Origin of the sequence: Methylobacterium hispanicum (assembly GCF_022179285.1) — a bacterium.
Classification (GTDB): domain Bacteria; phylum Pseudomonadota; class Alphaproteobacteria; order Rhizobiales; family Beijerinckiaceae; genus Methylobacterium; species Methylobacterium hispanicum.
In genome coordinates, this window is sequence record NZ_BPQO01000021.1 from 16,997 (window position 1) to 42,431 (window position 25,435).

27 protein-coding genes, 1 tRNA gene and 1 other RNA gene are annotated in these 25,435 nt (G+C 72.8%); 21 read left to right on the forward strand and 8 right to left on the reverse strand.

Features of this window, described 5'->3' with window-relative positions; translation table 11 throughout:
- Positions 1-170 precede the first annotated feature (170 nt).
- Positions 171-1,430 (reverse strand): tyrosine-type recombinase/integrase, encoded by a 1,260-nt coding sequence (locus MFF56_RS21360; RefSeq protein ID WP_238230984.1) that lies wholly within the window; start codon positions 1,428-1,430, stop codon positions 171-173.
- A 404-nt stretch (positions 1,431-1,834) separates the two neighbouring features.
- Between MFF56_RS21360 and MFF56_RS21365 the strand changes: the two genes are divergently transcribed.
- Entirely contained in the window at positions 1,835-2,095 is a 261-nt protein-coding gene (locus MFF56_RS21365; protein WP_066925825.1) for a PepSY domain-containing protein, read from the forward strand.
- 233 nt (positions 2,096-2,328) lie between these two features.
- On the opposite strand, the gene MFF56_RS21370 is transcribed toward MFF56_RS21365, so the two are convergent.
- Positions 2,329-2,787, reverse strand: coding sequence for a DUF5991 domain-containing protein (locus tag MFF56_RS21370; RefSeq protein WP_238230987.1), 459 nt, complete (start codon positions 2,785-2,787; stop codon positions 2,329-2,331).
- Positions 2,788-2,906: 119 nt separating this feature from the next.
- Here MFF56_RS21370 and ffs point away from each other — a divergent pair.
- The 5 genes from ffs (at position 2,907) to MFF56_RS21395 (ending at position 7,420) form a co-directional block, all read left to right on the forward strand.
- Positions 2,907-3,005: signal recognition particle sRNA small type (ffs, locus tag MFF56_RS21375), an RNA gene on the forward strand.
- An 82-nt stretch (positions 3,006-3,087) separates the two neighbouring features.
- Positions 3,088-4,953 carry a DNA polymerase III subunit gamma/tau gene (locus MFF56_RS21380; protein WP_238230989.1) on the forward strand — a complete coding sequence of 622 codons (1,866 nt, stop codon included), beginning with the start codon at positions 3,088-3,090 and terminating at the stop codon, positions 4,951-4,953.
- 58 nt (positions 4,954-5,011) lie between these two features.
- Complete coding sequence (locus MFF56_RS21385) at positions 5,012-5,335, forward strand: YbaB/EbfC family nucleoid-associated protein (RefSeq protein ID WP_066927604.1); 324 nt, start codon at positions 5,012-5,014, stop codon at positions 5,333-5,335.
- Positions 5,336-5,429: 94 nt separating this feature from the next.
- Positions 5,430-6,326, forward strand: a complete 897-nt coding sequence (gene lgt / locus MFF56_RS21390; RefSeq protein WP_066927602.1) for a prolipoprotein diacylglyceryl transferase — start codon at positions 5,430-5,432, stop codon at positions 6,324-6,326.
- Positions 6,323-7,420: a class I SAM-dependent methyltransferase gene (locus MFF56_RS21395; protein WP_066927600.1), complete on the forward strand. Its 1,098-nt coding sequence runs from the start codon at positions 6,323-6,325 to the stop codon at positions 7,418-7,420. Before lgt ends, MFF56_RS21395 begins: the two co-directional genes overlap by 4 nt.
- On the opposite strand, the gene MFF56_RS21400 is transcribed toward MFF56_RS21395, so the two are convergent.
- Complete coding sequence (locus MFF56_RS21400; RefSeq protein ID WP_066927598.1) at positions 7,417-7,617, reverse strand: hypothetical protein; 201 nt, start codon at positions 7,615-7,617, stop codon at positions 7,417-7,419. The two genes, MFF56_RS21395 and MFF56_RS21400, sit on opposite strands and share 4 nt — an antisense overlap.
- Positions 7,618-7,781: 164 nt before the next feature.
- Between MFF56_RS21400 and pgeF the strand changes: the two genes are divergently transcribed.
- The 3 genes from pgeF (at position 7,782) to MFF56_RS21415 (ending at position 10,674) form a co-directional block, all read left to right on the forward strand.
- Complete coding sequence (pgeF, locus tag MFF56_RS21405; protein ID WP_066927596.1) at positions 7,782-8,546, forward strand: peptidoglycan editing factor PgeF; 765 nt, start codon at positions 7,782-7,784, stop codon at positions 8,544-8,546.
- A gap of 283 nt (positions 8,547-8,829) precedes the next feature.
- The gene (locus tag MFF56_RS21410; protein WP_238230999.1) at positions 8,830-9,732 is read left to right on the forward strand and encodes an outer membrane protein; all 903 of its coding nucleotides are present in this window, start codon (positions 8,830-8,832) and stop codon (positions 9,730-9,732) included.
- Between the two features lie 234 nt (positions 9,733-9,966).
- Positions 9,967-10,674, forward strand: a complete 708-nt coding sequence (locus tag MFF56_RS21415) for a DUF2076 domain-containing protein (protein WP_066923702.1) — start codon at positions 9,967-9,969, stop codon at positions 10,672-10,674.
- A 48-nt stretch (positions 10,675-10,722) separates the two neighbouring features.
- On the opposite strand, the gene MFF56_RS21420 is transcribed toward MFF56_RS21415, so the two are convergent.
- Positions 10,723-11,598, reverse strand: a complete 876-nt coding sequence (locus MFF56_RS21420) for a L,D-transpeptidase family protein (protein WP_066923710.1) — start codon at positions 11,596-11,598, stop codon at positions 10,723-10,725.
- 253 nt (positions 11,599-11,851) lie between these two features.
- Here MFF56_RS21420 and MFF56_RS21425 point away from each other — a divergent pair, with 253 nt between their 5' ends.
- The 5 genes from MFF56_RS21425 (at position 11,852) to MFF56_RS21445 (ending at position 17,976) form a co-directional block, all read left to right on the forward strand.
- Positions 11,852-12,571, forward strand: a complete 720-nt coding sequence (locus MFF56_RS21425) for a protein phosphatase CheZ (protein WP_066923700.1) — start codon at positions 11,852-11,854, stop codon at positions 12,569-12,571.
- Positions 12,572-12,616: 45 nt separating this feature from the next.
- Entirely contained in the window at positions 12,617-14,671 is a 2,055-nt protein-coding gene (uvrC, locus tag MFF56_RS21430) for an excinuclease ABC subunit UvrC (protein ID WP_066923698.1), read from the forward strand.
- A gap of 60 nt (positions 14,672-14,731) precedes the next feature.
- On the forward strand, positions 14,732-15,331 hold the full coding sequence (gene pgsA, locus MFF56_RS21435) for a CDP-diacylglycerol--glycerol-3-phosphate 3-phosphatidyltransferase (protein ID WP_082773112.1): 600 nt from the start codon (positions 14,732-14,734) through the stop codon (positions 15,329-15,331).
- Positions 15,332-15,360: 29 nt separating this feature from the next.
- Complete coding sequence (moaD, locus tag MFF56_RS21440; RefSeq protein ID WP_066923695.1) at positions 15,361-15,612, forward strand: molybdopterin converting factor subunit 1; 252 nt, start codon at positions 15,361-15,363, stop codon at positions 15,610-15,612.
- 234 nt (positions 15,613-15,846) lie between these two features.
- Positions 15,847-17,976 (forward strand): M10 family metallopeptidase C-terminal domain-containing protein, encoded by a 2,130-nt coding sequence (locus MFF56_RS21445; RefSeq protein ID WP_238230992.1) that lies wholly within the window; start codon positions 15,847-15,849, stop codon positions 17,974-17,976.
- Positions 17,977-17,990: 14 nt separating this feature from the next.
- Here the strand turns inward: MFF56_RS21445 and MFF56_RS21450 are convergent, their stop codons facing one another.
- Genes MFF56_RS21450 through aroA form a run of 3 tightly spaced genes read right to left on the reverse strand, consistent with a single transcriptional unit; the run spans position 17,991 to position 21,208 of the window.
- A complete protein-coding gene (locus MFF56_RS21450) occupies positions 17,991-19,166 on the reverse strand; it encodes a multidrug effflux MFS transporter (RefSeq protein WP_280949087.1) in 1,176 nt (391 codons plus the stop codon).
- A 55-nt stretch (positions 19,167-19,221) separates the two neighbouring features.
- The gene (gene cmk, locus MFF56_RS21455) at positions 19,222-19,854 is read right to left on the reverse strand and encodes a (d)CMP kinase (RefSeq protein WP_066923690.1); all 633 of its coding nucleotides are present in this window, start codon (positions 19,852-19,854) and stop codon (positions 19,222-19,224) included.
- 4 nt (positions 19,855-19,858) lie between these two features.
- On the reverse strand, positions 19,859-21,208 hold the full coding sequence (aroA, locus tag MFF56_RS21460; RefSeq protein WP_066923688.1) for a 3-phosphoshikimate 1-carboxyvinyltransferase: 1,350 nt from the start codon (positions 21,206-21,208) through the stop codon (positions 19,859-19,861).
- Between the two features lie 321 nt (positions 21,209-21,529).
- Between aroA and MFF56_RS21465 the strand changes: the two genes are divergently transcribed.
- Together MFF56_RS21465 and MFF56_RS21470 are read left to right on the forward strand one after the other, a co-directional pair.
- Positions 21,530-21,913, forward strand: a complete 384-nt coding sequence (locus tag MFF56_RS21465) for a TIGR02300 family protein (protein ID WP_082773110.1) — start codon at positions 21,530-21,532, stop codon at positions 21,911-21,913.
- 174 nt (positions 21,914-22,087) lie between these two features.
- Positions 22,088-22,163, forward strand: a tRNA-Ala gene (locus MFF56_RS21470).
- A gap of 144 nt (positions 22,164-22,307) precedes the next feature.
- On the opposite strand, the gene MFF56_RS21475 is transcribed toward MFF56_RS21470, so the two are convergent.
- Complete coding sequence (locus MFF56_RS21475) at positions 22,308-22,544, reverse strand: DUF6894 family protein (RefSeq protein ID WP_066923683.1); 237 nt, start codon at positions 22,542-22,544, stop codon at positions 22,308-22,310.
- Between the two features lie 331 nt (positions 22,545-22,875).
- On the opposite strand from MFF56_RS21475, the gene MFF56_RS21480 reads away from it, so the two are divergent.
- The 5 genes from MFF56_RS21480 (at position 22,876) to MFF56_RS21500 (ending at position 25,433) form a co-directional block, all read left to right on the forward strand.
- Complete coding sequence (locus MFF56_RS21480) at positions 22,876-23,280, forward strand: RrF2 family transcriptional regulator (RefSeq protein ID WP_066923681.1); 405 nt, start codon at positions 22,876-22,878, stop codon at positions 23,278-23,280.
- 85 nt (positions 23,281-23,365) lie between these two features.
- Positions 23,366-23,644: a hypothetical protein gene (locus MFF56_RS21485; RefSeq protein ID WP_066923678.1), complete on the forward strand. Its 279-nt coding sequence runs from the start codon at positions 23,366-23,368 to the stop codon at positions 23,642-23,644.
- A gap of 147 nt (positions 23,645-23,791) precedes the next feature.
- Entirely contained in the window at positions 23,792-24,355 is a 564-nt protein-coding gene (locus tag MFF56_RS21490; RefSeq protein WP_156453803.1) for a hypothetical protein, read from the forward strand.
- 73 nt (positions 24,356-24,428) lie between these two features.
- Complete coding sequence (locus tag MFF56_RS21495; protein WP_066923674.1) at positions 24,429-24,848, forward strand: DUF2147 domain-containing protein; 420 nt, start codon at positions 24,429-24,431, stop codon at positions 24,846-24,848.
- Positions 24,849-25,013: 165 nt separating this feature from the next.
- Positions 25,014-25,433: a DUF2147 domain-containing protein gene (locus MFF56_RS21500; protein WP_066923706.1), complete on the forward strand. Its 420-nt coding sequence runs from the start codon at positions 25,014-25,016 to the stop codon at positions 25,431-25,433.
- Positions 25,434-25,435 lie beyond the last annotated feature (2 nt).

Below are 25,435 nucleotides of genomic sequence, written 5' to 3' on the forward strand. Positions count from 1 at the left end.
ATCACGTTTCAAGAGCGGCGCAGCGCAAACTATCAGCCAGATCGGTGTGCGCGCTGGTGCGTGTGCCCCGGGAGCTGCCCCTGCCTCGTCGACTAGTTGCTGGTCGCGTGTGAGCACCCACGCCAGCGCTTGAAGCAGCGTCCAGCGCTCGGCGACGTTTGCCCGGCGCCTCACGCCGCTACCTCACTCAGCACGGCCGCCGGGCGGCTCATCGCCTGCGCGATCGCTTCCGAGACCCGATCGGCTGCTGCGACCAACACGGTGTCGAGGTGATGCACGTACCGGCTCGTCATTGTGTTGCCGGCGTGACCGAGCATGGCGCCGATGGTGCTGTCGCTGAACCCCATGTCTCCTGCCATGCTGGCGAACGAGTGCCGGAGGGTGTGCGCGCTGACGCGTTGGAGCCCGGCGCGTTTGGCGTAGCGCTCGATCGCATCGGGCACACCACCAAACCCGCCCTCTCCGCGAGTCGTCGGGATGACAAAGACACCCGTGCTTCGCGGCTCGATCTGGCTCAAGAGCTGCGCGGCGGCGCGACCAAGGGGCCGTATCGAGCGGCCCTCCTTTGTGTCGTCCAGCCGAAGGCAAGATGCGGCTCGGTCTACCTCGACCCATCGCAGGTTGGTGATCTCACGGAGGCGGCAGCCGGTCAGACACAGCATGCGAATCGCATCCGTGGATTGCCAGCTCTCCCCCTCGAGGTCAGCTTGCGTGAGCACCTGCCCGAGTGCGGCGAACTCGTCGGGCGAGAGGCGGCGGTCGCGCTTATTGTTCGCCGGTCGCTGGACACCCTGGACCGGGTTGGTCGAGATGACCCCTTCCCTGATGGCAAAGGTCATGATCCCGCCGAGCAGTCCCGCAGAGCGCGCGGCTGCGCCCGCTCCACCCCCGACCCGCACCATCCCCCGTGCCTTCGTCGGATAGCTCTTGGCTGTCTTGCCGGTCTGGACGTCCCGTATGAAGCGATGCACGTCCGCAGTGGTCAGATCCTGAACCAGCCGATTGCCGAGCAACGGCACGATGTGGTGTTCGATCCTTCCGCGGTCCGAAACCAGCGTCGTAGGCTTTTTCGGACGCCGTCCACGCCCGAGAATCAGGCCCGCTTTCGTTGCTGCCAGATAGTTGGCGCAGAGCTGCGCCATGGTTAGCGACTTGCGCCGGGTCGCCTTCTCCTCGGCCGGATCCTCACCCCTCGCTACCTGCCCAAGCAGCGACAACGCTTCCTTCCGAGCCTGCTCCGCGGTCACTGGCCCATGCAACCCAATCGTGACGCGGCGTGTCCGTCCGGCGCTGCGGTACTGGACGAGGTAGCTGCGCCGGCCAGAGGCGAAGATGCGAACGCCGAAGCCAGGTAGCTCTTCGCACCACAGAAAATAGTCCTTGTCCTGCGGCTCCGCCGCCTCCACAAACCGCTTGGTGATCCTAGCCAATTTGCCCTCCCCGCCTCCGCGGAAGCACCACGGAAGCGGCTGTCGGCAAGCTCCGGAATAGGCCGGTAAGCCGAGGGCTCGTCGAGGTGTGACGAGAAAATAAGCGATCTGAGTGGGTTGGTAAACTCCGGTCGGCTACGGTAACAAGCTTCAAATTCGAGGGTCGGCCAGAAAAATGGCTTCCACTATCCCCTCGAACGCGACGGTGGCGACGCGGGTGACCATGCGCGAAGATCCTCAGGCCGGGAGGATAAGCCTAGGCTTGGGCGTGCCCGCTGACAATCTGGGGTGAAGCCCGGCGAGCCGGCTCAGGAACACGCCGCCCGCCGGTCCGTTCACTGGTTCCGGACCTGCGCGACCTGCGCGGGATCCGCGCTCGAACCGATACGCCAGGAGACGATCGCATGCGCCCGCCCCTCATCCTCGCCGCTCTCGCCCTCTCGCTCGGCCTCGGCACCCTGGCGCATGCCGACCAGAAGCTGCCGCCCGACCAGCAGGCCAAGGTCGAGGCCATGCTGCGGCAGGAGGGATTCACCAAGTGGGACGAGATCGAGCTGGACGACGGCATGATCGAGGTGGACGACGCGATCGACGCCGCCGGCAAGAAGTTCGACCTCAAGCTCGATCCGCAGAGCCTGGCCATCGTCAAGCGCAAGGCCGAATGAGACGGCCTCCTCCCTCTCCCCGCTTGCGGGGAGAGGCCTGTCTGCACCTTGTCGTGCAGACAGGAAGCGCAGGCGTAGCCGGAGCGGCGGTGAGGGGGCGGCTCCGGGGGAGGCTCCTCCGTAGAAGCCCCCTCACCTTCGGGTCGATCCCTTCGGGATCGATGCGCCGCCTCGCTTCAGCGACGACGAGGTCGCCGAAGCCCTCTCCCCGCGCGGCGGGGAGATGGGATGCCCTACGGCACCCGCGCGAAGAAGCCGCCGGACACCGGCGCGTCCTCGTTCAGGGGGCGCAGGCCTTGCAGGCGGGTGGTCAACCCGCCCGCCCCGGTCGTCGCCTCGCGCGTCAGCGTGAACAGCGGCTCGCCCGGCTTGTGCACCGCCACGCCGAAGCGGTTCAGCGTCCGCCCGTCCGCGTAGCTGTGGAAGGCGACCGTCAGGCTGCGGGCGCCGGCTTCCGCCTTGCAGAGGATGCGCTCGTCGGTCTGGAAGCCCTGGGCCGTGAGCACGCAGCCGCCCCGCGCGCCGGCCGGGCCGATCGTGAGGTCGTAGGTGACGACGATGCCGGTGCCGCCCGCGGTCCGGCCGCCCTCCGCCTCCCAGCGATAGCGGCCCTGCCAGCCTTCCCCGCCTCCGGCGCCCAGCGCCGCGGTCGTGAGCAGCCCTGCCGCCAGCGCGGCACCCGTCATCCGCATCGCCGTCCCCTCCCCGACCGTGTCCCCGGTGCAGCATGGCCGCGCCCGCGCGCGGGCTCAACCGCGGCCGCGCCGCGCGCCCGGCTTGCATCGTGCGGGCCGTCCGGCCATATAGGCGGCGGGGGGTTGGTGAGGGACGTATCACTCGCCAACCGGGTCAGGTCCGGAAGGAAGCAGCCCTAACGAGCCCGAGCGGGTCTTCGTCCAGCCTCCCACCCTTTCTCCGATGCGCCGCGCATCGCGGACCGCTGCCACCCGCGCGGTCGGGAGCGGTCGCCCGGCGCCTCCCCAGATGGTCGCATGGACGCGCGCACGGGCACCCCTGACGACGAGCCGGGGCTTCCCGGGTTTCCGGCCGCCCCCGCGGCCGCCGCGCCCTACCGGGTGCTCGCCCGCAAGTACCGCCCCCAGAACTTCGACGACTTGATCGGCCAGGGCGCCATGGTGCGCACGCTCGGCAACGCCTTCGCGGCCGGCCGCATCCCGCAGGCCTGGATGCTCACCGGCGTGCGCGGCGTCGGCAAGACCACCACGGCCCGCATCCTGGCCCGCGGCCTGAACTACCTGCGCGCGGGCGTGCCCGACACGGGGCCGACCGTGACGATGCCGGAGCTTGGGCAGCACTGCCAGGCCATCATGGAATCCCGGCACATGGACGTGCTGGAGATGGATGCCGCCTCGCATACCGGCATCGACGACGTGCGCGGCATCATCGACGGCATCCGCTACGCGCCGGTCTCCGCCCGCTACAAGGTCTACATCGTGGACGAGGTCCACATGCTCTCGGAGAAGGCCTTCAACGCCTTCCTGAAGACCCTGGAGGAGCCGCCGCCCCACGCCAAGTTCGTCTTCGCGACGACCGAGATCCGCAAGGTCCCGGTCACGATCCTGTCGCGCTGCCAGCGCTTCGATCTGCGCCGGGTCGAGGCGGACGTGCTCTCCGCTCATCTCCGGAAGATCTGCGCCGCCGAGGGCGTCGCGGTCGAGGACGAGGCGCTGGCCGCCCTGGTGCGCGCGGCCGAGGGCTCGGTGCGCGACGCGCTCTCGCTGCTCGATCAGGCGATCGCCCACGGGGCCGGCACCGTCTCGGCCGCGAGCGTGCGCGACATGCTGGGGCTGGCCGACCGCGGCCGCATCGTCGATCTGTTCGAGGCGGCGATGCGCGGCGACGTGCCGGCTTCTTTCGCGGAGCTGCGCGGCCAGTACGATTCCGGCGCCGACCCCGCGGTGGTGCTCTCGGATCTGGCCGGCTTCACCCACCTCGTCACCCGCCTGAAGCTGGTGCCGGAGGCGGCCGCCGCCGACCCGACGCTGAGCGAGGTCGAGCGCACGCGCGGCGCGGCCTTCGCCGAGAGGCTCTCGGTGCGCGCGCTCTCGCGGGCGTGGCAGATCCTGCTCAAGGCCCTGCCCGAGGTGCAGGCTGCGCCCCGCCCCCTGGCGGCGGCCGAGATGGCGCTGGTGCGCCTCGCCTACGCGGCCGACCTGCCGACCCCCGACGAGGCGCTGCGCCAGCTGCGCGCGGAGGCGCTCGCCGCCGGCGGCGAGGCGCCGTCCGCGCGTCCGGCGCTGCCTCCCGCCCCCACCCTGAGTTCCGAGCCCCCGCCCCGCGCCGCGATGGGCGGCGGGGCCGCCCCGGCCCGCCAGCCGCTGGTACCGGCGCCGGAGCCGGCCCCGCCGCCCGTCGCGGCCGCGCCGCCCGTCCGCGCCGTCGAGGCGGCCGGCCCGCGGCTCGCCCGCTTCGAGGACGTGGTCGCGCTCGCCGGCGAGCGCCGCGACATCCTGCTGAAGGCGGCGCTGGAGCGCGACGTCCACCTCGTGCGCTTCGAGGCCGGCCGCATCGAGTTCCGCCTCGCCGAGGGCGGGCGCAAGACCCTCGCCACCGACCTCGCCCGCGCGATCGAGGCCTGGACCGGCCAGCGCTGGGTGGTCACGCTCGCCCGCGAGGAGGGCGCCTCCACCCTCGACCAGCAGAGCCGGGCCGCCGACGCCAGCCGCCGCGAGAGCGCCGCCGCGCACCCGCTCGTGCGCGAGGTGATGGCCCGTTTCCCCGGCGCCCAGATCGTCGACGTACGCGACCTCGCCCCCGAGGGGCCGGCGACCGCCGAGGCCGAGATCCTGGGCGAGGCCGACGCCGCCGAGGCGGAGGGCGCCGACGACGAGGCGTAGCGCCGCGCGGGGCGGCGCCTTACATCCGAGCCATCATCAGCGAGACGGGACGAGCCGCATGCGCGACCTCATGGGCATCATGAAGCAGGCCCAGGCCATGCAGGAGAAGATGGCCAACCTGCAGACCGAACTCGACGGCGTCGAGGTCACGGGCGCCGCCGGGGGCGACGCCGTGCGGGTCACGATGACCGCCAAGGGCTTGGCCAAGGCGGTGCAGATCGACGCCGGCCTGATGGTCGCCGACGAGCGCGAGATCCTGGAGGACCTCGTGGTCGCCGCGATCAACGACGCCCGCGGCAAGGCCGAGCAGGTGGCGCAGGAGCGCATGGCCGAGCTGACCAAGGGCCTGCCCCTGCCGCCCGGCATGAAGCTGCCGTTCTAGGAGGCGGCGCGGCCACCCCACGGGGCCGTGGGTTGACGCTGCGCCGCCCGCGGGTCCACAGCCCGCGCTCCCGACACAGCCGGAAAGCGCGCCGATGCCGCCGCTCCTCGCCCTGCCCTTCCCGGCGATCGACCCGGTCGCCCTCGCCATCGGGCCGATCACCATCAAGTGGTACGCGCTGGCCTACATCGCCGGGCTGATTGGCGGCTGGTACTACGCCCGCCGCCTCGTGATGGCCGATTCCCTCTGGGGCGTGGTGCGGCGCCCGAGCGTCGCCGACATCGACGACCTCGTGGTCTGGGTGGCGCTCGGCGTCGTGCTGGGCGGGCGCATCGGCTACGTGCTGTTCTACAACCTGCCGCTCTACCTCTCCGACCCTGTCGAGATCTTCGCGATCCGCAACGGCGGCATGTCGTTCCACGGCGGCTTCCTGGGCGCCATCCTGGCCTTCCTGCTCTTCGCCCGGGTGCGCAGGCTCAACGGCTACAACCTCCTCGACATCGGCGCCGTGGTGGTGCCGATCGGGCTGTTCTTCGGCCGCATCGCCAACTTCGTGAACGGCGAGCTCTGGGGCCGGGTCGCGCCGGACTTCCCCTACGCCGTCGTCTTCCCGAGCGGCGGGCCCCTGCCCCGGCACCCGAGTCAGCTCTACGAGGCGGCCACCGAGGGCCTGCTGCTCTTCATCGTGATGGCGCTCGCCGTCCGCCGCTTCGGCTTCCGCCGGCCGGGGCTTCTCGGCGGCCTCTTCGTGCTCGGCTACGCGCTCGCCCGCACGGCCTGCGAGTTCTTCCGCGAGCCCGACCGGCAGCTCGGCTTCCTGTTCGGCGACAATCTCGGGCCGCTCGGCGGCGGCATCACCATGGGGATGCTGCTCTGCGTGCCGATGGCGCTGGTCGGCCTCGCCTACATCGTGCTCGCCGCCCGCGGCTGGACCCGGCCGCGCCATCCCGTCGAGGCGCCCGCCGTCGCCGACCGGGCGGTGCAGGCGTGAGCACGCCGCTGGGCGCGGAGATCGCCGGGCTGATCCGCGAGACCGGTCCGATCGGGATCGACCGCTACATGGCGCTCTGCCTCGGCCACCCGGTGCACGGCTATTACCGGACCCGCGACCCGCTGGGCGCGCGGGGCGACTTCACCACCGCGCCCGAGATCAGCCAGATGTTCGGCGAACTCCTCGGCGTCTGGGTGGCGCTGGTCCGGCGGCGGATGGGGGCGCCGGACGACCTCGTCCTGGTCGAGCTCGGCCCCGGCCGCGGCACGCTCATGGCCGACGCGCTCCGGGCGCTGCGGGCGGCCGCTCCGGACGCCCGCCTCGCGGTCCACCTCGTCGAGACGAGCCCGGTGCTGCGGGCGGCCCAGGAAGCGCGGCTCGTCGGCGCCGACGTGACTTGGCACGACGGCATCGACACCCTGCCCCCCGGCCCGGCGATCGTGATCGCCAACGAGTTCCTCGACTGCCTGCCGGCGCGCCAGTTCGCGCGGACCGGGCGCGGCTGGTGCGAGCGGGTCGTCGGCCTCGTCGAGGGGCGGCTCGCCTTCGGCCTCGCGCCCGATCCGGTGCCCGAGATCGCCGCGGAGGCGCCCGAAGGCGCCCTGATGACCCTGCCCTCCGCCGCGCTCGGCCTCGTGCGCGCCCTCGGCCGGCGCTTCCGCGCCGCGGGCGGCGCCCTTCTGGCGATCGATTACGGCCACGTCCGGCCGGGCTTCGGCGACACGTTCCAGGCGCTCGCCGGCCATGCCTTCGCCGACCCGCTGGCGGCGCCGGGCGCGGCCGACCTCACCGTCCACGTCGATTTCGCCGCGCTCGCCCGCGCCGCCGCGGCCGAGGGCGCCGCGGTGCACGGGCCCGTCACACAGCGCGACTTCCTGCTGGCGATGGGTCTCGCGGAGCGCGCCGAGCGGCTGAAGGCCCGGGCCGGCGCCGAGCAGGCTCGGGCGATCGAGGCGGCGGCCGCGCGCCTGACCGATCCGGCCGAGCGCGGCATGGGCGGCCTGTTCAAGGTCCTGGGGGTGGCCGACCCGCGCCTGGGCCCGCTGCCGGCCCTCGCGGCCCCGGAGGCCGGGGCTCCGGCTCCGGCGGCCTAGCCGGCCAGTGAGCCGAAGGCCTCCGCGGTGGCCGGCGCCACCCGCTGGGCTCGCGGTCCGGCCGTGCCCGGGCCGCTCCCGCCCTGCGGCGGCGCGGCGCGGGGCGCCTTGGCCGGCCCGGGCGACGGCACGGCTCTCACCTCGGTGTCCGGCAGCGGCGGCCAGATCGGGCGGTCGGGCTTGATCCTCTGAGACATCGTCCACCTCCTCCGAAGTCGGACCCCGGCGGTCCGGCCGCAGCGAAATGCGGCTCCGGCCTCGCGGTTCCTGCGCGATCAACCGTCGTCTCGGGCTTCCGGTTCGGCTATCGAGGCGGTCTGCCGGCGCCGAGGCGCCTCATACGTTGCCGGGACACTCGCCCATGGTCATCGAAGCGCCGGAACTGAGCGGGCACGCCGCCATCCGCCACGCCTTCTTCACCCGGCAGGGCGGCGTCTCGGAGGGGATCTACGCCTCGCTCAACGGCGGGACCGGATCGAGCGACGTGCCGGAGCGCGTGTCCGAGAACCGGGCCCGGATGTGCGCGCAGCTCGGGCTTCCCGACGACCGCCTCGTCGGCCTCTATCAGGTGCACTCCGCTGCGGTGGTCACCGTCGAGGCGCCCTTCGCCGAGCGCCCGCGCGCCGACGCGATGGTGACGCGGGTGCCGGGCCTCGCGCTCGGCATCGCCACCGCCGATTGCGGCCCGATCCTGTTCGCGGATCCCGAGAACGGCGTGGTGGGCGCGGCGCATGCGGGCTGGAAGGGCGCGCTCACGGGCATCGTCGGCGCCACGGTCGCGGCGATGGAGCGGCTCGGGGCCGAGCGCCGGAGCATCGTCGCGGTGCTGGGGCCGACGATCGAGCAGCCGAGCTACGAGGTGGGGCCCGATTTCGTCGCCCGCTTCACCGCCGAGGCGCCCGGCATGGAGCGCTTCCTCGGGCCGGCCGAGCGGCCCGGACACGCCCGGTTCGACCTGCCGGGCTTTATCCTGGCCCGCCTCGCGGAGGCGGGGATCGGGGAGGCCGCGGCCCTGCGCCTCTGCACCTACGCGGACCCGGACCGCTTCTACAGCTTCCGCCGCACCACCCACCGGGGTGAGCCCGATTACGGGCGGTTGATCTCGGCGATCGCGCTGCTGCCCTGAAGCGCCGCCGCGACCGGCCGAAACCGCGCCCGGACGCCTGCGACACTTTGTCAAACTGGTCGCCGAAAAAAAACGTGTCGGCAACGGAACCTTGACCATTGGCGGCGTGTTTTACGGTCAAGGTATCCTCAGGGAACAACGGCAGCGCGCCACAAGGGGCCGTCACGGACGGTCGGTGCGCGGCACGGCATCAAGCCAACCCGAAGGAGGCCTGAACGATCGAGGCCCAGTGCCGACCTGTCGCGAGCGCGCGGCGGCACGCGTCGAGTGTGAGGACCAGATGATGAAGACCCTGCTCAAGAGCGCCACCGCGCTCGTTGCCGTCACCGCCGCCGGCTCGGCCTTCGCCGCCGACCTTCCGCGTCGCGCCGCTCCGCCGCCGGTCTTCACGCCGGTGCCGGTCTTCACTTGGACGGGCTTCTACGCCGGTTTCAACGCCGGCTACGGCTTCGGCACCGGTAACGACCGCGCGCCCACCGTCGTCGCCGTCTCGCCGGGCACCCGCCTCTTCGCCGCCGGCAACACCTTCACCTCGGGCGTTCTCGCCTTCGGCGGTGAGCGGTCCTCCGACGGCTTCGTCGGCGGTGGCCAGATCGGCTACAACTACCAGTTCACCCCGGGCTCGGGCATCGTGATCGGCGTCGAGGCCGACGCGCAGTACGCCGATTTCGGCCGCAACCGGAACCGCTTCGCCTTCGCCGCGCCCGCCGGCAGCACCCTGGTGCCCGGCTCGCTCGTCTACAACCCGAACGGCCTCTCGAGCCTCGACTACTTCGGCACCGTGCGCGGCCGCCTCGGCTACGCCTTCGACCGCACCCTCGTGTACGCCACCGGCGGCTTCGCCTACGGCTCGGGCGGCGGCCGTGACTTCGGCCTGCCGAACTCCAGCCGCGACGACTTCCAGACCGGCTGGACCGTGGGCGGCGGCATCGAGTACGCCCTGCCCACCGACTCCTTCCTGAACTTCTTCCGCTCCTCGGCCGTGACGCTGAAGGTGGAAGGTCTCTACGTGAACCTCGACCAGGGCAACCGCAACAACGGCGCCTTCGCCACCAACTTCGCCGGGCAGACCTACGTCGCCGGCGGCCCGAACACCCTTCTGGTCTCGGGTCTGGCCAATGCCCGCCGCGACACCGAGTTCGCCGTCGTCCGCGCCGGCGTGAACTACAAGTTCGGCTCGTACTGAGATCGAGGCCCAGGACGCCGGTCTCGCGACCGGCGTCCTGACACGCTCGAAAGCCCGGCCCCAGGCCGGGCTTTTCTCGTTCCTGCCTTCGGCTTTAATCCCGAAAATCTTACTCGTCTGAACGGCGAAGTTTTCGCGACCGCCCCTGACAAAGGCTTGGGCTCCTCCCCATCTGCGCTGGCGTCCGCGCGGCCCGTGAACGCCCGCGGGTCGTGACTCGAGGAGGACGACTCCATGAACAGCGAAGAACGCGACGTCATCAACGGCATCTTCCAGCGCCTGGAGCAGGCCGCGAGCCAACCCCGCGACGCGGATGCCGAGCGCTTCATCGCCGACAAGCTCCGCCAGCAGCCCTACGCGCCCTACGCGATGGCCCAGCTGATCTACGTGCAGGAGGAGGCGATCAAGAGCCTCAACCAGCAGCTCGAGGAGGCGCGCCGCCAGCAGGCGCAGCCGCAGGGCTCCGGCGGCGGCGGTTTCCTGTCGAGCATCTTCGGCGGCGGCCAGCGCCAGGAGCCGCCGCGCCCGCAGGGCGGCAACTGGGGCGGCCAGCCCGGCTACGGCCAGCAGCCCGGCTACCCGCCGCAGGGTCCGCAGGGCTATCCGCAGCAGGGCGGCTACCCGCAGCAGGGCGGCCCGTGGGGCGGCCAGCCGCAGCAGGCGGCGCGCGGCGGCGGCTTCATGGCCACCGCCCTGCCGATGGCGGCGGGCGCGGCGGGCGGCATGCTGCTCGGCAGCGCCCTCTCCAACGCCTTCGCGGGCGGCCACTCGCAACTCGGCAGCGCCGCGGCGGCGGGCCTCGGTGGCGGCACGCAGGATCTCTCCGCCAACACGCAGGATTTCGGCGCCCCGCTCGGCGGCGGCTACGATGACGGCGGCGCGGGCGGCGGCGACGACTTCGCCGGCGACATGGACGGCGGCGACGACAGCGACTGGGCCTGAGGCTCGACAGGCCGGCGCCCTCCGGGGCGCCGGCCGATCACATCCCGATCACAGCACCTCGACGCGGGTGCCGACCGGCACGCGCTCGTAGAGATCGACCACGTCCGCGTTCATCATGCGGATGCAGCCCGAGGAGACCGACTGGCCGATCGTGTGCGGCTCGTTGGTGCCGTGGATGCGGTAGAGCGACGAGCCGAGATAGAGCGCGCGCGCGCCCAGTGGGTTCTCCGGCCCGCCCGCCATGTGGCGCGGCAGGTCGGGGCGCCGGGCCAGCATCTCCTTCGGCGGCGTCCAGTCCGGCCACTCGGCCTTGCGGCTGACCGTCTTCAATCCCGCCCAGGCGAAGCCCGGCCGCCCGACCCCGATGCCGTAGCGCAGCGCCCGGCCGCCCGGCTGGACGAGGTAGAGATACTTGTTGGGCGTATCGACCACGATGGTGCCCGGCCGCTGGGGCCCCGGAAAGGCCACCTCCTGGCGCTGAAAGCGCGGATCGAGGCCGCGCCCGATCCGCTCCTCCTCGCGGGGCGCCCCTTGCGGGGGGGACGACGCCATGGGGTCGGCGGCACCCGGATAGGGCCACGCCTCGGCCCGCGGCGCGGTCGGCGCCTGCGGCAGCGCCGCGTGGCGCTCCGGCTGCCAAGCCCGGCCCGGGGCCGACGCGCCGTAGGCGGCGCTCGGGTAGGCCGCGGCGCTCGGATGAGCGCTCGGATAGACGCGCGCGCGCGGATCGGCGTAGGGCGCCGGGGCGCCTCCGCCGGGCACGCTGCCCGTCATCAGGTACTCGATCAGGCCGCCCCCGTAGGCGCCCGGCTCCGCGTACCGGGGCTGCTGCGCCGCGTACCGTCCGCTCTGCGCCGCCGCCGGCGCGATCCCCGCCGCGGCGAGCGCCACCGCGCACAATCCCCACCGCACACGCCCAGCCATCGTCAACGCCCCGCGCCCGAAGGGCCGTAAGGTCGGCCCGATCGACCCCGAGGATCCGGCCGCGCATCGGCGAATCCGGTGAAGGAAGATGGTGAATCGCCCCCCGCTCCGCCGATCTCCCCGGGCGCGCCGGAATCAGCGTGAACCGCCCCTTAAGGATCGGAAGCGCCGGTTCGCGGTGACGGTCCGGAAACCGTTTGAAAACTCCTCCGGGCTAGTCTTCGCGGACCGTGCAGAAGGCCGACCCGCCGCGATGATCCAGAAGCGCTACCGCATCGAAGAGAGTTTCGGCATCGCCTCGGTGCAGGCCCCCGCCGCCGCCGAGGCGGCGCCCGCCGACAAGGCCCGGCTCGACGAGATCCTGGGCGCGATCCAGGACCTGCGCCGCATCACGCAGGCGAGCGCCGGCGAGACGGTCGATGCCTGCCGGCGGGAACTCGCCGAGGCCTTCGCCATGCGCTCCGAACTCGACGTGATGAAGGACGCGATCGCGCGGACGAAGTCCGAGATCGCGGCCCTGCACCGCTCCGAGAACACCGGCAAGGGCATGCGCCGCGCCGCCGACGAGCTCGACGCGGTGGTGGAATCGACCGAGAGCGCGACCTCGACCCTGCTCACCGTGATGGAGGAGATCGAGCAGAACGCCAACATGCTGCGGGCGGGCAACCTCGGCAAGTCGGCCCAGGAGAACGTCGATGCGATCCTGGAGCGGGTCGTGGTCGCCTACGAGGCCTGCAACTTTCAGGATCTGACCGGCCAGCGCATCAGCAAGATCGTCGGCGTGATGAAGTTCGTCGAGGACCATCTCGACCGGGTCCTCGCGGCCTGGAGCAGCCTGGAGAGTTTTCGCGACATCCTCGGCCCGGTCGATGCCGCGGATCCGGACGACGAGTCGGCGCTCCTCAACGGGCCGAAGCTCGACGAGGATCCGGGCCACGTCGATCAGACCGACATCGACGCGCTGTTCGACTGAGGCGGCCCCCTTTCGCGGGGTTTCCGGGGCGCTTAGATCAGCCGCATGAGCCGGCGCGCCCCGTCAGACCTTCCGCCCGACCGCTTCGACGACGGTTCCGAGGACGCCCGCGACGACGAGGCCCCGGACCTCCTGCCCGAGGACGGCCAGGAGATCGACTTCGATTTCGAGCCGGGCGCCGTCCAGGCCGGCACCGAGGTGATCCGGCGCTTCTGGACGACGCTGCCGAGCTCGCCCGGCGTCTACCGGATGTTCGACCAGAAGGGCGACGTCCTCTACGTCGGCAAGGCCAAGAACCTGAAGGCGCGGGTGGGCTCCTACGCCCGGGGCCAGGCGCACTCGAATCGCATCGCCCGGATGATCTCGCAGACGGCGGCGATGGAGTTCGTCACCACCGCGACCGAGACCGAGGCGCTCCTGCTCGAGGCCAACCTCATCAAGCAGTTGAAGCCCCGCTTCAACGTGCTGATGCGGGACGACAAGTCCTTCCCCTACATCCTCGTCACCGACGACGGACCGGCGCCGCAGATCGTGAAGCACCGCGGCGCGCGGCGGCGCAAGGGCAGCTATTACGGGCCCTTCGCCAGCGTCTGGGCGGTGAACCGCACGGTCAACGCCCTGCAGCGCGCCTTCCTGCTGCGCACCTGCACGGACAGCTACTACGAGAACCGCACCCGGCCCTGCCTGCTGTTCCAGATCAAGCGCTGCTCCGGCCCCTGCACGGGCGAGATCGGCGAGGCCGAGTATCGCGGCATGGCGGAGGCGGCCAAGCACTTCCTCGACGGCAAGTCGAACGCCGTGAAGGACCGCATGCGCGCCGAGATGCAGGAGGCCTCCGACGCGATGGAGTTCGAGCGCGCGGCCCGCTTCCGCGATCGCATCGCCGCGCTCTCCGCCATCCAGGGCGTGCAGGGGGTGAACACGCAGGGGGTCGAGGAGGCCGACGTCTTCGCACTCGACGAGCAGGCGGGCCAGTTCTGCATCGAGGTGTTCTTCTTCCGCAACTTCCAGAACTGGGGCAACCGCGCCTACTTCCCGAAGGCCGACCGCTCCATGACGCCGGAGGAGGTGCTGGGCTCCTTCATCGGCCAGTTCTACGACGACAAGCCGGCGCCCCGCACCGTGCTGACGAGCCACGCGGTCGAGGATGCGGAGCTCGTCGCCGCCGCCCTGTCGAGCCGCGTCGAGCACCGGGTCGAGATCCACTGGCCGCGCCGCGGCGAGCGCAAGAACCTCGTCGACTACGCCCAGAGGAACGCCCGGGAGGCGCTGGCGCGGCGGCTGGCCGACACCGCCTCGCAGGGCAAGCTGCTCGCCGCTCTCGGCCAAGCCTTCGGGCTGGAGCGGGCGCCGCGCCGGATCGAGGTCTACGACAACTCGCACATCTCGGGCACGAACGCGGTCGGCGGCATGGTCGTGGCGGGCCCGACCGGCTTCATGAAGACGCATTACCGCACCTTCAACATCCGCTCCGAGGAGCTGACCCCGGGCGACGATTACGGGATGATGCGCGAGGTGCTGCAGCGCCGCTTCAAGCGGCTGGTGAAGGAGGCGCCCCGCACCGCGGGCGAGGCCGCGGCCTCGGCGCTGGAGGGCGGCACGCCCGAGCCCGTGCCGGAGCCCCAGGCGGATTCCGACGTCTTCCCGGCCTGGCCCGACCTCGTGCTGATCGACGGCGGCAAGGGCCAGCTCGACGCGGCCCGCACCGCGCTCGAGGAGGTCGGTGTCACCGACGTGCCGCTCGTCGGCGTCGCCAAGGGCCGCGACCGGGACGCGGGGCGCGAGACCTTCATCGTGCCGGGCCGGCCGCCGTTTCGCCTGCCGCCGCGCGACCCGACGCTCTATTTCGTGCAGCGCCTGCGCGACGAGGCGCACCGCTTCGCCATCGGCTCGCACCGGGCCAAGCGCAAGCGCGAGATGGTGAAGAACCCTCTCGACGAGATCGCCGGCATCGGCCCCACTCGCAAGCGCGCGCTCCTGCACCATTTCGGCACCGTGAAGGCGATCCAGCGCGCCGCGCTGGAGGACCTCGCCAAGACGCCCGGCGTGAACGCCGCGACGGCGCGCGCCGTCTACGATTTCTTCCATGCGGGCTCTTGAGGCGCGCGCGAGGGGATGGATCCGTTGACGCCCGAGGGAAGCCGTGATTTCACCGCGCCGATGAACGCCGTCCTCCCCCGACGCCGGTCGCAGGCCTGGACGCTCGCGAACTGCCTCACCTACGGACGCCTCGTCGCCGTGCCCGTGATGGTCGGGCTCTTGTTCTGGCCCGACTCGATCACCGCCCGCTTCACCGCGCTCGGGATCTTCGCCGCCGCCGCGATCACCGACTATCTCGACGGCTACGTTGCCCGCACCTACGGGCAATCCTCGGCGCTCGGGCGCATGCTCGACCCGATCGCCGACAAGCTCCTGGTGGCCGCCTGCCTGCTGATGCTGGTGGCCGACCGCACCATCGCGGGCCCCTCGACCTGGGCCGCCATCGTGATCCTGTGCCGCGAGGTGCTGGTCTCGGGCCTGCGCGAGTACCTCGCCGAGCTGAAGGTCGGCCTGCCGGTGAGCCGGGTGGCCAAGTGGAAGACCACCGTGCAGCTCCTGGCGCTCGGCTTCCTCGTGGCGGGCCCCGCGGGCGAGACCGTGCTGCCGGGCACCGGGCAGATCGGCACCGTGCTGCTCTGGCTCGCCGCCGCCCTCACGCTCTGGACCGGGTGGGACTACATGAGGGCCGGCGTGAAGCACGCCATCGACGACCCGCGCTGAGCGGGCCGGGCCGCAGGAGTTCGCCAGCGATGAAGCTCGTCTATTTCGCCTGGGTGCGCGAGCGCGTCGGCCGCCCCGAGGAGCAGGTCGAGCCGCCGGCCGAGATCCGCACCGTCGCCGACCTCGTCGGCTGGCTGCGCGGGCGCGGCGAGGAATACGCCTACGCCTTCGAGAATCCCGGCGTGGTGCGCGCCGCGATCGACCGGGTCCACGCCAAGCCCGACGCGCCGATCGCGGGCGCCGCGGAGATCGCCTTCTTCCCGCCGATGACGGGCGGGTAGGCGCGCGGGCGGCATTCCGTCCCCGCTCGGGGCGTGCCGGGCCGAGGCACACCGACCGGCGATCCGGCGGATCCGCCGCGCCGCGACGCCTTCGATTCAGTCGCGGCCGGCCGCCGAAAAACCATGTTCGTCCACAATCTATCCTGCTGAAGAGCGGTATAACCGAAGGTTGTACTGTTGAAATCCGCGCATATCGTCCGTTGTTCCCGGACCAGGGCCGCGCGATGCGTGGCGATGGACTGTCGAGCGGCGGCCGTGACCCGCGCGGCCGTTCCACTGACCTTCAGCATCGATGTGACCGCGATGGCCGACCTCTACAGAACCGTTCCACCAACCGGGAACGCCGTCATCGACGGTGTCGTCGGCGGCGGAGCCTGGAAGACGGCGACGATCACCTACAGCTTCGCCGCGGGCGACATGGACCGGAACGGGATCCAGGATTTCGACGAGGGCGACTGGAAGGCGTTCTACCGGGAGATCGTCGGCGACATCGCCTCGTTCGCCGGCGTCGGCTTCCAGGAGGTCGGCGGCACCGGCATGATCAACTTCCGCCTGGAACCGGGCCGCGGCGGCGAGGCCGGGGGGCCGGGGCCCGGCGTCGTCACCGTCGATTCGGTGGTGCGCATCGACCCCGACGTGGCCGGCTCGGCGGCCATCGTGCGCCTGGGCACCTACTCGCAGACGTGGTTCCACGAGTTCGGGCACGCGCTCGGCCTGAAGCACACGCACGACACGGATGGCGGCACGCCGACGCTGCCCGGCGTGAGCGACCCGGGGTCCAAGGGGACCGGCAACCTCAACTCCCAGATCTACTCGGTGATGGGCTACACCTACCCGTTCTGGGGCGAGGACGACCCGTTCACCCCGCAGGCCGACCCGAACAAGGCCCTGAACGCCCAGCCCGGCTCCTTCGGCGCGATCGACATCGCCGCGCTGCAGGCGATCTACGGCGCGCGCGCCTTCAGCACCGGCAACGACGTCTACACCTTCGGGGACGACGTGGACGCGAACCGCGGCTACACCACGATCTGGGACACCGGCGGCACCGACGAGATCCGCTACACCGGCACGCGCCGCGCCAAGATCGACCTGCGCGCCGCGACGCTACGGGCGGAGGTCGGCGGCGGCGGCCGGCTCTCGACCGGGCAGGACCTGACCGGCGGCTACACCATCGCCAACGGCGTCACGATCGAGAACGGGACGGGCGGGGGCAACGACGACATCCTGGTGGGGAACGACGCGCCCAACCACCTCGGCGGTCTCGGCGGGAACGACAGCCTGGATGGCGGGGATGGCGACGACGTCCTCGACGGGGGCGCGGGCGACGATACCCTCGCGGGCGGCATGGGCGACGACCGGCTCGCCGGCGGCGACGGCAGCGACGTGGCCGTCTACGCGGGCGCCCGCTCGGCCTACGCGGTCACCCGGCTCGGCGACGGCAGCGTGCAGGTTGCCGATACCCGCGCGGGCGCTCCGGAGGGCCGCGACACGCTCGTCGGCGTCGAGGGCGTCCGCTTCGCCGACGGGACCTTCGCGCTCGACCAGATCGCCGTCGCGGCACCCGCTCCGTCCCCCGGTGGCGGTGGTGGCGGCACCGGCGGAAGTGGCGGCGGGACCTCGGCCGGCGGGGACCGCACCTTCCGGACGGACGACGCCGCGCAGGTCACCGCGGCGCTCGCCGACGCCGGCATCGACGCGGTGATCTATACGGGGGCGGGCACGCTTGCCCTGCCGGCCGGGATCGCCACGGCGGCGCTCGGCGGGGCGGCCGACGGCGGGCTCGTCGGCAACGCGGCGGACAACGTCCTCACGGGCAACGCCGGCAACAACCGGATCGCCGCCGGGGCGGGCGCCGACAGCGTCCGCGCGGGCGCGGGCGCCGACCTCGTCTACGGCAACCAGGGCCGCGACCTGATCTACGGCAACCAGGGGCTCGACACGCTCTTCGGCGGCCAGGACGCGGACACCGTCTTCGGCGGCCAGGGCGACGACCAGGTCTACGGCAACCTCGGCGACGACATCGTCTACGGCAACCTCGGCGACGACCGGCTGTTCGGCGGCCAGGGCGACGACATCCTCTACGGCGGCCAGGGCGACGACGTCCTCGCGGGCAACCTCGGCAGCGACATGCTGGTCGGCGGGCTCGGCGCGGACCGCTACGTCTTCGGGATCGATCCCGGCGGGCGCGACCTCGTCCTCGGCTTCGACCGGCAGGCCGGCGACCGGATCGTGCTCGGCGGCCAGAGCTACGCGGTCTCGGCGGGACGGGACGGCAGCGCGGTCCTCGCGCTGTCGGGCGGCGGCGGCATCGAGCTGTCCGGGGTCCGTCCCGACCAGGTGGATGCCGGGTTCTTCGCGACCTGAGGCCCGCCGCTTCCTCAGGCCCGCCGCAGCGCGAGGCCCGCGACGGCCGCGGCCCCGAGCAGCGTGGCGGCGACCGGGGTCGCGCTGCCCTGGTGCCAGAGGCCGACCGCGACGGTGAAGACGGCGCCGAAGGCCATCTGGGTGAAGCCGTAGAGGCTGGAGGCCGCGCCCGCGGCGCGCGGATCGACGTTCATCAGCCCGGCCACCGCGTTCGGCCCGACGAGGCCGACGCCGACCGCGTAGACGATGAGCGGGAGGATCAGGCCGACCACGCCGAGGAGCCCGGCCTGATCGATCGCCAGCAGCGTGCCGGCGCCCGCGAGGCAGACGAGGTTGCCCGTGCGGGCCAGCCGCCGGATCGGCACGCGGCCCGCGAGGCGGTTGGCCGCCACCGCGCCCGCCACCATGCCGAAGACCACGATCAGGCAGTCGAGCCCGACCTCGCCGGACGAGCGGCCGAGCCGATCGACCAGCAGGAAGGGCGCGACCGCCAGGAAGGCGTAGAGGCTGGTGCCCGCGCAGGCGCCCGCCACCAGATAGGCCCGGAAGACCGGGATGCGCAGGAGCCGCAGGTAGGCGGCGGCCATCGCGCTCGGGCCCGGCAGCGCCACCGGGTGCCGGTTCGTCTCCGGCAGGGTGACGACCACGAGCGTGCCGAGCACCCCGACCAGCAGGGCCAGCACCCCGAACACCGCCCGCCAGCCGAGCCAGGTATCGACGAGGCCGCCGAGCGCCGGGGCGAGCGCGGGCGTCAGCGTCATCGCCATGGTGAGCAGCGCCATCCGGCGCGCCGCGTCGGTGCTGCCCGAGACGTCGCGCACCATGGCGCGGCCGATCACGAGCGTGCTGCAGGCGCCGAGCGCCTGGAGGATGCGGGCCACGACCAGGACGGTGATGTTCGGGGCCGGGATCGCGAGGAGCAACCCGGCGAGGTAGAGGCCGAGCCCCGCGATCAGCACCGGGCGGCGCCCGTAGCGGTCCGAGAGCGGCCCGTAGACGAGCTGGCCGCCGGCCAGACCCACGAGGAAGAGCGTGATGGTGAGCTGGGCCGCGGCCGGGCTGGTGCCGAGTTCGGCCGCCGCGTCCGCCAGGGCCGGCACGAAGATGTGCAGCGCGAGCGTCCCCGTCATGGTGACGGCGACGAGGAGCGGGAAGGAGGCCCGCCGCCCCGGCCCGGCGGACTCGCTCACGGCGCCGCCCCGCCGCCGCGCGGGAGAGGGTGGCGCGGGAGGTCGCGGCCGGGGCTCACTGCGTGCGGGCGCGATCCACCACGGCGCGGGCCGCGGCGAAGGCCTCATCGGCGTCGAGTTCGGTCGTGTCGAGCAGCACCGCGTCGGCCGCGGCCCGGAGCGGTGCGGCGCTGCGCGAGGCGTCGCGGGCGTCGCGGGCCTGGATGTCGGCGAGGATCGCCGCGAGCGAGACCGCCTCGCCGCGGCCCTCCAGCTCGCGGTGGCGGCGGCGGGCGCGCTCCTCGGCGCTCGCCGTGATGAAGAGCTTCACCCGCGCGTCCGGGCAGATCACCGTGCCGATGTCGCGCCCGTCGAGCACCGCGCCGTCCGGCGTGCCGGCGAAGCGCTGCTGCCAGGCAAGCAGCGCGGCGCGCACCGCCGGGATGCCGGAGACGCGCGAGGCCGCCTCCCCCATCGCGCGCTCGCGCAGGCGTGGGTCGGCGAGGCGGTCGGCGATGAGGCAGGCCGCCGCGCGCGCCGCGGCCGCCTCGTCGTCGAGGGACGCGCCCGCATCGATCAGGGTGAGCGCCACCGCGCGGTAGAGCAGCCCCGTGTCGAGATGCGGCAGGCCGTAATGGGCGGCCAGCCGCCGGGCGAGCGTGCCCTTGCCGGAGGCCGCCGGGCCGTCGATCGCGATCACCATCGGCATCGGGCTACTCCGCGATCCCGCCGCCGAGCGCCCGCATCGTCGGCAGGAAGCTCGGGAAGCTCGTGGCGATCATCGCGCCGTCATCGACGGTGACGGGCTCGCGCGTGGCCAGACCCATGACGAGGAACGCCATGGCGATGCGGTGGTCGAGATGGGTGGCGACCGTGCCGCCGCCCCGGGGCGCCGTGCCGTCGCCGTGCACCACGAGGTCGTCGCCCTCGACCACGTGGGCGACGCCGTTGGCCTTGAGGCCGGCCGCGACCGCGGCGAGGCGGTCCGATTCCTTCACCCGCAGCTCGTGCAGCCCGTTCATCCGGGTCGTGCCCTCCGCGAAGGCGGCGGCGACGGCGAGCACCGGGTACTCGTCGATCATCGCGGGCGCGCGCTCGGCCGGCACCGCGACGCCCCTCAGGCGGCTCGCCCGCACCCGCAGGTCGGCGACCGTCTCGCCGCCCTCCTCGCGCTCGCGCAGGCGCTCGATGTCGGCGCCCATCTCGAGGAGCGTGGTGATCAGCCCCGTGCGCAGCGGGTTCATCATCACGCCCTGGATCGTCACCTCGGAGCCCGGCACGATCAGCGCCGCCACCAGCGGGAAGGCCGCCGAGGAGGGGTCGGCCGGCACCACCACGTCGGTGCCGCGCAAGGTGGGCTGGCCGGTGAGCGCGATGCGCCGCCCGTGGCCGCCGGGACCGTGGGCCTCGACCGCGACCTCGGCGCCGAACAGGCGCAGCATCCGCTCGGTGTGGTCGCGGGTGGCCGCCGCCTCGATCACCGTCGTGGTGCCGGGCGCGTTGAGGCCGGCGAGCAGCACGGCCGACTTGATCTGCGCGGAGGCGGCGGGCGTCTCGTAGGTGATCGGGATCGCCTCGCGGGGCCCGCGCAGGGTCAGGGGCACGCGCCCGCCCTCGGCCTCGGCGACAACCTCGGTGCCCATCCTGACCAGCGGGTCGAGGATGCGGCGCATCGGCCGGCTGCGCAGCGAGGCGTCGCCGTCGAAGGTCGCGGTGACCGGCTGGCCGCCGACCACGCCCATCATCAGGCGCGAGCCCGTGCCGGCATTGCCGAAGTCGAGCGTCCGGGCCGGGTCGCTCAGCCCGCCGATCCCGACGCCGCGCACCAGCCAGCGCCCCTCGCCGAGCCGCTCGACGCCCGCGCCCAGCGCCTCCGCAGCGGCGGCCGTGCGCAGCACGTCGTCGCCCTCCAGGAGGCCCTCGACCCGGGTCTCGCCGATGGAGAGGAGGCCGAGGATCATCGCGCGGTGCGAGATCGACTTGTCGCCCGGCGGCCGGAGCGAGCCGCGCAGCGGCGCCCCCGGCGAGGCGGTGAGGGGCTGGGGTTCGAGATCGTGCGACACGGGATTCGGGTCCGGAAGGCGGCGGGCCGACGAGCGCCCACGGGGATGGCGGGCCGGTTAGCACCAATGGGCCCCGGCGTCATCCTGAGCCGCCGGCCGTCGCCTCCGGATATCCCTCCGGCCATCCCTCCTGGCATCCTGCCCTGCCGCCATCCGGGGCCGACGGCGCGCTCCGCCGAGATCGTCGCGCGGTCGTCCGGCGACCTGGAAGCCGCTGAGCTTCGGGCGGAATTCGGCCCGCGCCGCGCACCATTTGACAGCCGTCCACGCCGCGACTAACGGGGCCCCTCCCCTGACAGCACCCTGACGAGGTTTTCGCCCGTGGCCAGACCGGAACTCGGCTTGAAGCGCCAATGCATGAACTGCGGCGCGAAATTCTACGATCTCGCCCGCGACCCGGCGGTCTGCCCGAAATGCGGCTCGGTCTACCAGGCGACGACGGCGAGCCGCGTGGCCGCCCCGGCCCTGTCGCGCAGCACGGCCACCGACGACGAGGACGAGACGGACGAGAAGGGCCCGGAGATGGTCTCCCTCGATGAGGTCGAGGCCGCCGAGGACGACGCGGATACCACGAGCGACGACGAGTCCGGCGACGACGCGGCCGGCGACGACGATGCCGACACCTTCCTGGAGGAGGAGGATTCGGGCGACGACGACGTCTCCGACCTGATCGACGGCGATATCGAGAACGACGAGGAGAGCTGACCTCGGCCGCCCGAGCCGCGGGCGGCGCCGACCCGAAAATGATCGGTCGGTGCGAAAAAGGGGTTGAGCGCGGACCGTCCTCCGCTTATAGAACCGGCCTCGCCGACGTCCTGGGCACACCCGGTGCACCGGCGAGACGCCATCCGGAACCAGATCCGGATGGATGATGACAGTGGGGCCTTAGCTCAGCTGGGAGAGCGCTTCCATGGCATGGAAGAGGTCATCGGTTCGATCCCGTTAGGCTCCACCATCACCCTCCCCGGCTCGTTTGCGGGGACCGCGTCGTCGGAGCGACTGACGCCTCGCCATCACAGATCTTTGGCCGGACCGGGATCCCCACCGTGGGTGCCGTGACCGCGCTCGCCGTGCGGCGGGGGCTCGCCCCCGCTCCGGTTCACCCCACGAGGGTGCTCGCCAGCGAGAGGGCGCAGGTCGCCACCACGCGCCGCCTTGCATCGCGGATGCTCACCGAGAGGTGGAGCGGATCGTGGCGGAACGCCTCGTCGCGCGCGATGTCGGCCAGCAGGCGCCTGCCCTGGTCCTGGGCCGAGGCGGTGTCCGGCCACTCGCTGCCCTCCTCGTCCCGGTGCGAGAGTTCGTGGTCGTGGATGTCGAAGAAGAAGTGCGGCATCTCGGGGACGTGAGGTGAGGTGTCGGTCGTCGCGCCGGTCGGCGCCTGTGTGGGTCGCGCGGGGCGCGGCAGCCGACGACGGGGGCGGGCGCCCATGTTGTAGGCCGTGCCGGAGGCAGGACATACAAGTAACTTGTCTGCGAGTTTTCGGCGTTTCAGGGTGTCGGCGACGAAATCGCCGCGTGGCCCGCATGGGCGACGCGGCCTGCCTGGTGTAGAAACGCCGGACGACTGATTTTCGGGCCTCTCGGGGCGCTCTCGATCGGGGGCTGACCTGCGCCTGTCGCTCTACACGGACTTCTCCCTGCGGCTGCTGCTGTATCTCGGCACGGTGCGGGCGGACGGCTGGGCCACGACACCGGACATCGCCCGGACCTTCGGCATCTCGGCGCACCATCTGCACAAGGCCGTCCAGGGGCTGGTGCGGGCGGGCTTCGTCGTGGCCAAGCAGGGCCGGGCCGGCGGGGTGCGCCTCGCGCGCGATCCGGCCGCGATCCGGCTCGGCGCGGTGGTGGCCGAGCTGGAGGGCACCGGCTGCCTGATCGATTGCGGGCGGGGCCCCTGCCCGCTCGCCGAGGGTTGCCTGATCAAGCACGCGCTCGACGCCGCCGAGCGCGGCTTCATCCGGGAACTCGACCGCTTCACCCTGGCCGACGTGATGGACCACCGGACCGGCGCGGTCCTGGGCGGGCTGATCGCGGCCGACCGGGCGCGGCAGGAGGCGTCCTCGGCCTGAGGCGCCGGCCCGGATCCGTGCGCGGCCGTAACGAATCCCCCGCGCCGTCGTTGACCGAGGGGAACGCCCTCCCGCGGAGGTCCGCATGCCCGTGCTCGCCCGCGCCGTCCTGGTCGCCGCCCTGATCGCCCTTCCGCCGGCCGGGACCGCGGCGGCCGGGCTCGAGCGCGGCAGCCCGTTCTACCGGGCCGCCCCCTACGTGCCGCCCTCCGCGGCCACCTTCAGCGCGCCCGCCGCGGCGGAGCGGGTCCGCCCCGTCCACCTCCGCGAGGCGCAGCCCGCGCCGCGCGGCGACCGTCTGCCGAACCAGCGGACCGGGCCGATGCACGACCGCGCGGTGCGCGACATCTGCATCGGCTGCTGACCTCCGGCGCGGTCCGCGCCGATGGACGATCCGGCGGGCGCCCGCTATGGCGGTCGGCGATCCCCGGGATCCGTCCCGTCCGGCCCTCGTCCGATGCGCCTCCCGCCAACCCTGCCGGCGACTGTCCTGGCCTGCCTCGCGGTGCTCATGCCTCTCTCTCCCGCCAGGGCCGACCCCGCCGAGGCCGTGGACCGGGCGGACGCGGCGGGGCTCGCCGCCGCGCTCCGGGCCCGCATCCTGGCGGCGCCGAGCGCGACCGCGGTGCTGGAGGCGTGGTGCGCCGAGCGCGGCCTCGCGCCGGAGCCGCGCCTCGTCGCCCAGCGCCTGCCCGCGCCCGAGAAGCCGCCGAGCGCGGAGCAGCGCCGCCGCCTCGGCGTCGGCCCGGACGAGCCCGTGCGCTACCGCCGGGTGCGCCTCGCCTGCGGCGCGCATGTCCTCTCGGAGGCCGACAACTGGTACGTGCCGTCCCGCCTCACGCCCGAGATGAACCGCGCCCTCGACGAGACCGACGCGCCCTTCGGCCGGGTCGTGCGGCCGCTCGCGCCCGTCCGGCGCAACATCGGGCTGCGCCTCCTCGAGCACGCCGCCCGGCCGGGCCGCGACACGCCGCTCTTCGCCGTGGACGCGGTGCTCGCGAGCGCTGCGGGCCAGCCCGTCTGCGAGGTGGCGGAGACCTACCTCGGCGCGGTACTGGGACCGGGGGCCCTCTGAGGCCTGGCATCTGATCGGGTGCTAGGCTAATAATCCCCATCCGGCCGTGCCGTGCTGGATTCGGGAGAGGTCCATGACCTTGCTTTGCCGTCCCACGCTCCGCGCCGCCGGCCTGCTGGCCCTGCTGCTGACCGCCGGCGCCGGCCACGCCGCCGGCGACCCCGCCGGCGTCTGGCTGACCGCGGACGGGCAGTCCAAGGTGCGGTTCGCCCGCTGCGGCGGGGGCTATTGCGGTACGCTCGTCAGCGTCGTCGGCCAGAGCGTCGACGTGAACAATCCCGACCCGGCGCTTCGCACCCGCAGCCTCGTCGGCGTCCAGATCGTCAACGCCCCGAACGCCTCCGGGGACGGCTACGCGGGCACGCTCTACAATCCCGACGACGGCAAGACCTACTCGGGCACCCTCAAGGTGACGGGCCCGAACAGCGTCTCGGTCTCGGGCTGCGTGATGAGCGTGTTCTGCAAGAGCGAGACGTGGCAACGGACGAGATGACCTCGCCGGCCAAGGCCCGGCAAGCCCGCGCGGCGGATCGCGATGGCGGGCGCCGACCGGGCGCACTTCGGGATCCGGGCGCGCCCGAGGCAGGCTGCACGATCGAATGTTAAGCAGAGAAGCCCGATGGTCCGGGCCTGCAACACCATCTACCGGGAGGACACCATGACATCGCGCCGCCGTTCCACGCTCCGCGCCGCCGGCCTGCTGGCCCTGCTGCTGGCGGCCGGTTCCGGCCACGCCGCCGGCGACCCAGCGGGCATCTGGCTGACCGAGACGGGCGAATCGAAGGTGCGGCTCGCCCGCTGTGGCGGCGGCTATTGCGGCACGCTGGTCAGCGCCGCGGGCAAGGGCCTCGACACGAACAATCCTGACCCGGCGCTGCGCACCCGCAGCGTGGTCGGCGTCCAGATCGTCAACGCGCCGAACGCCTCCGGGGACGGCTACGCGGGCACGCTCTACAATCCGAAGGACGGCAAGACCTACTCGGGCACCCTCAAGATGACCGGTCCCAACACCGTCGTGGTCTCGGGCTGCGTGATGAGCGTCTTCTGCAAGAGCCAGACCTGGAAGCGCGCGAACTGATT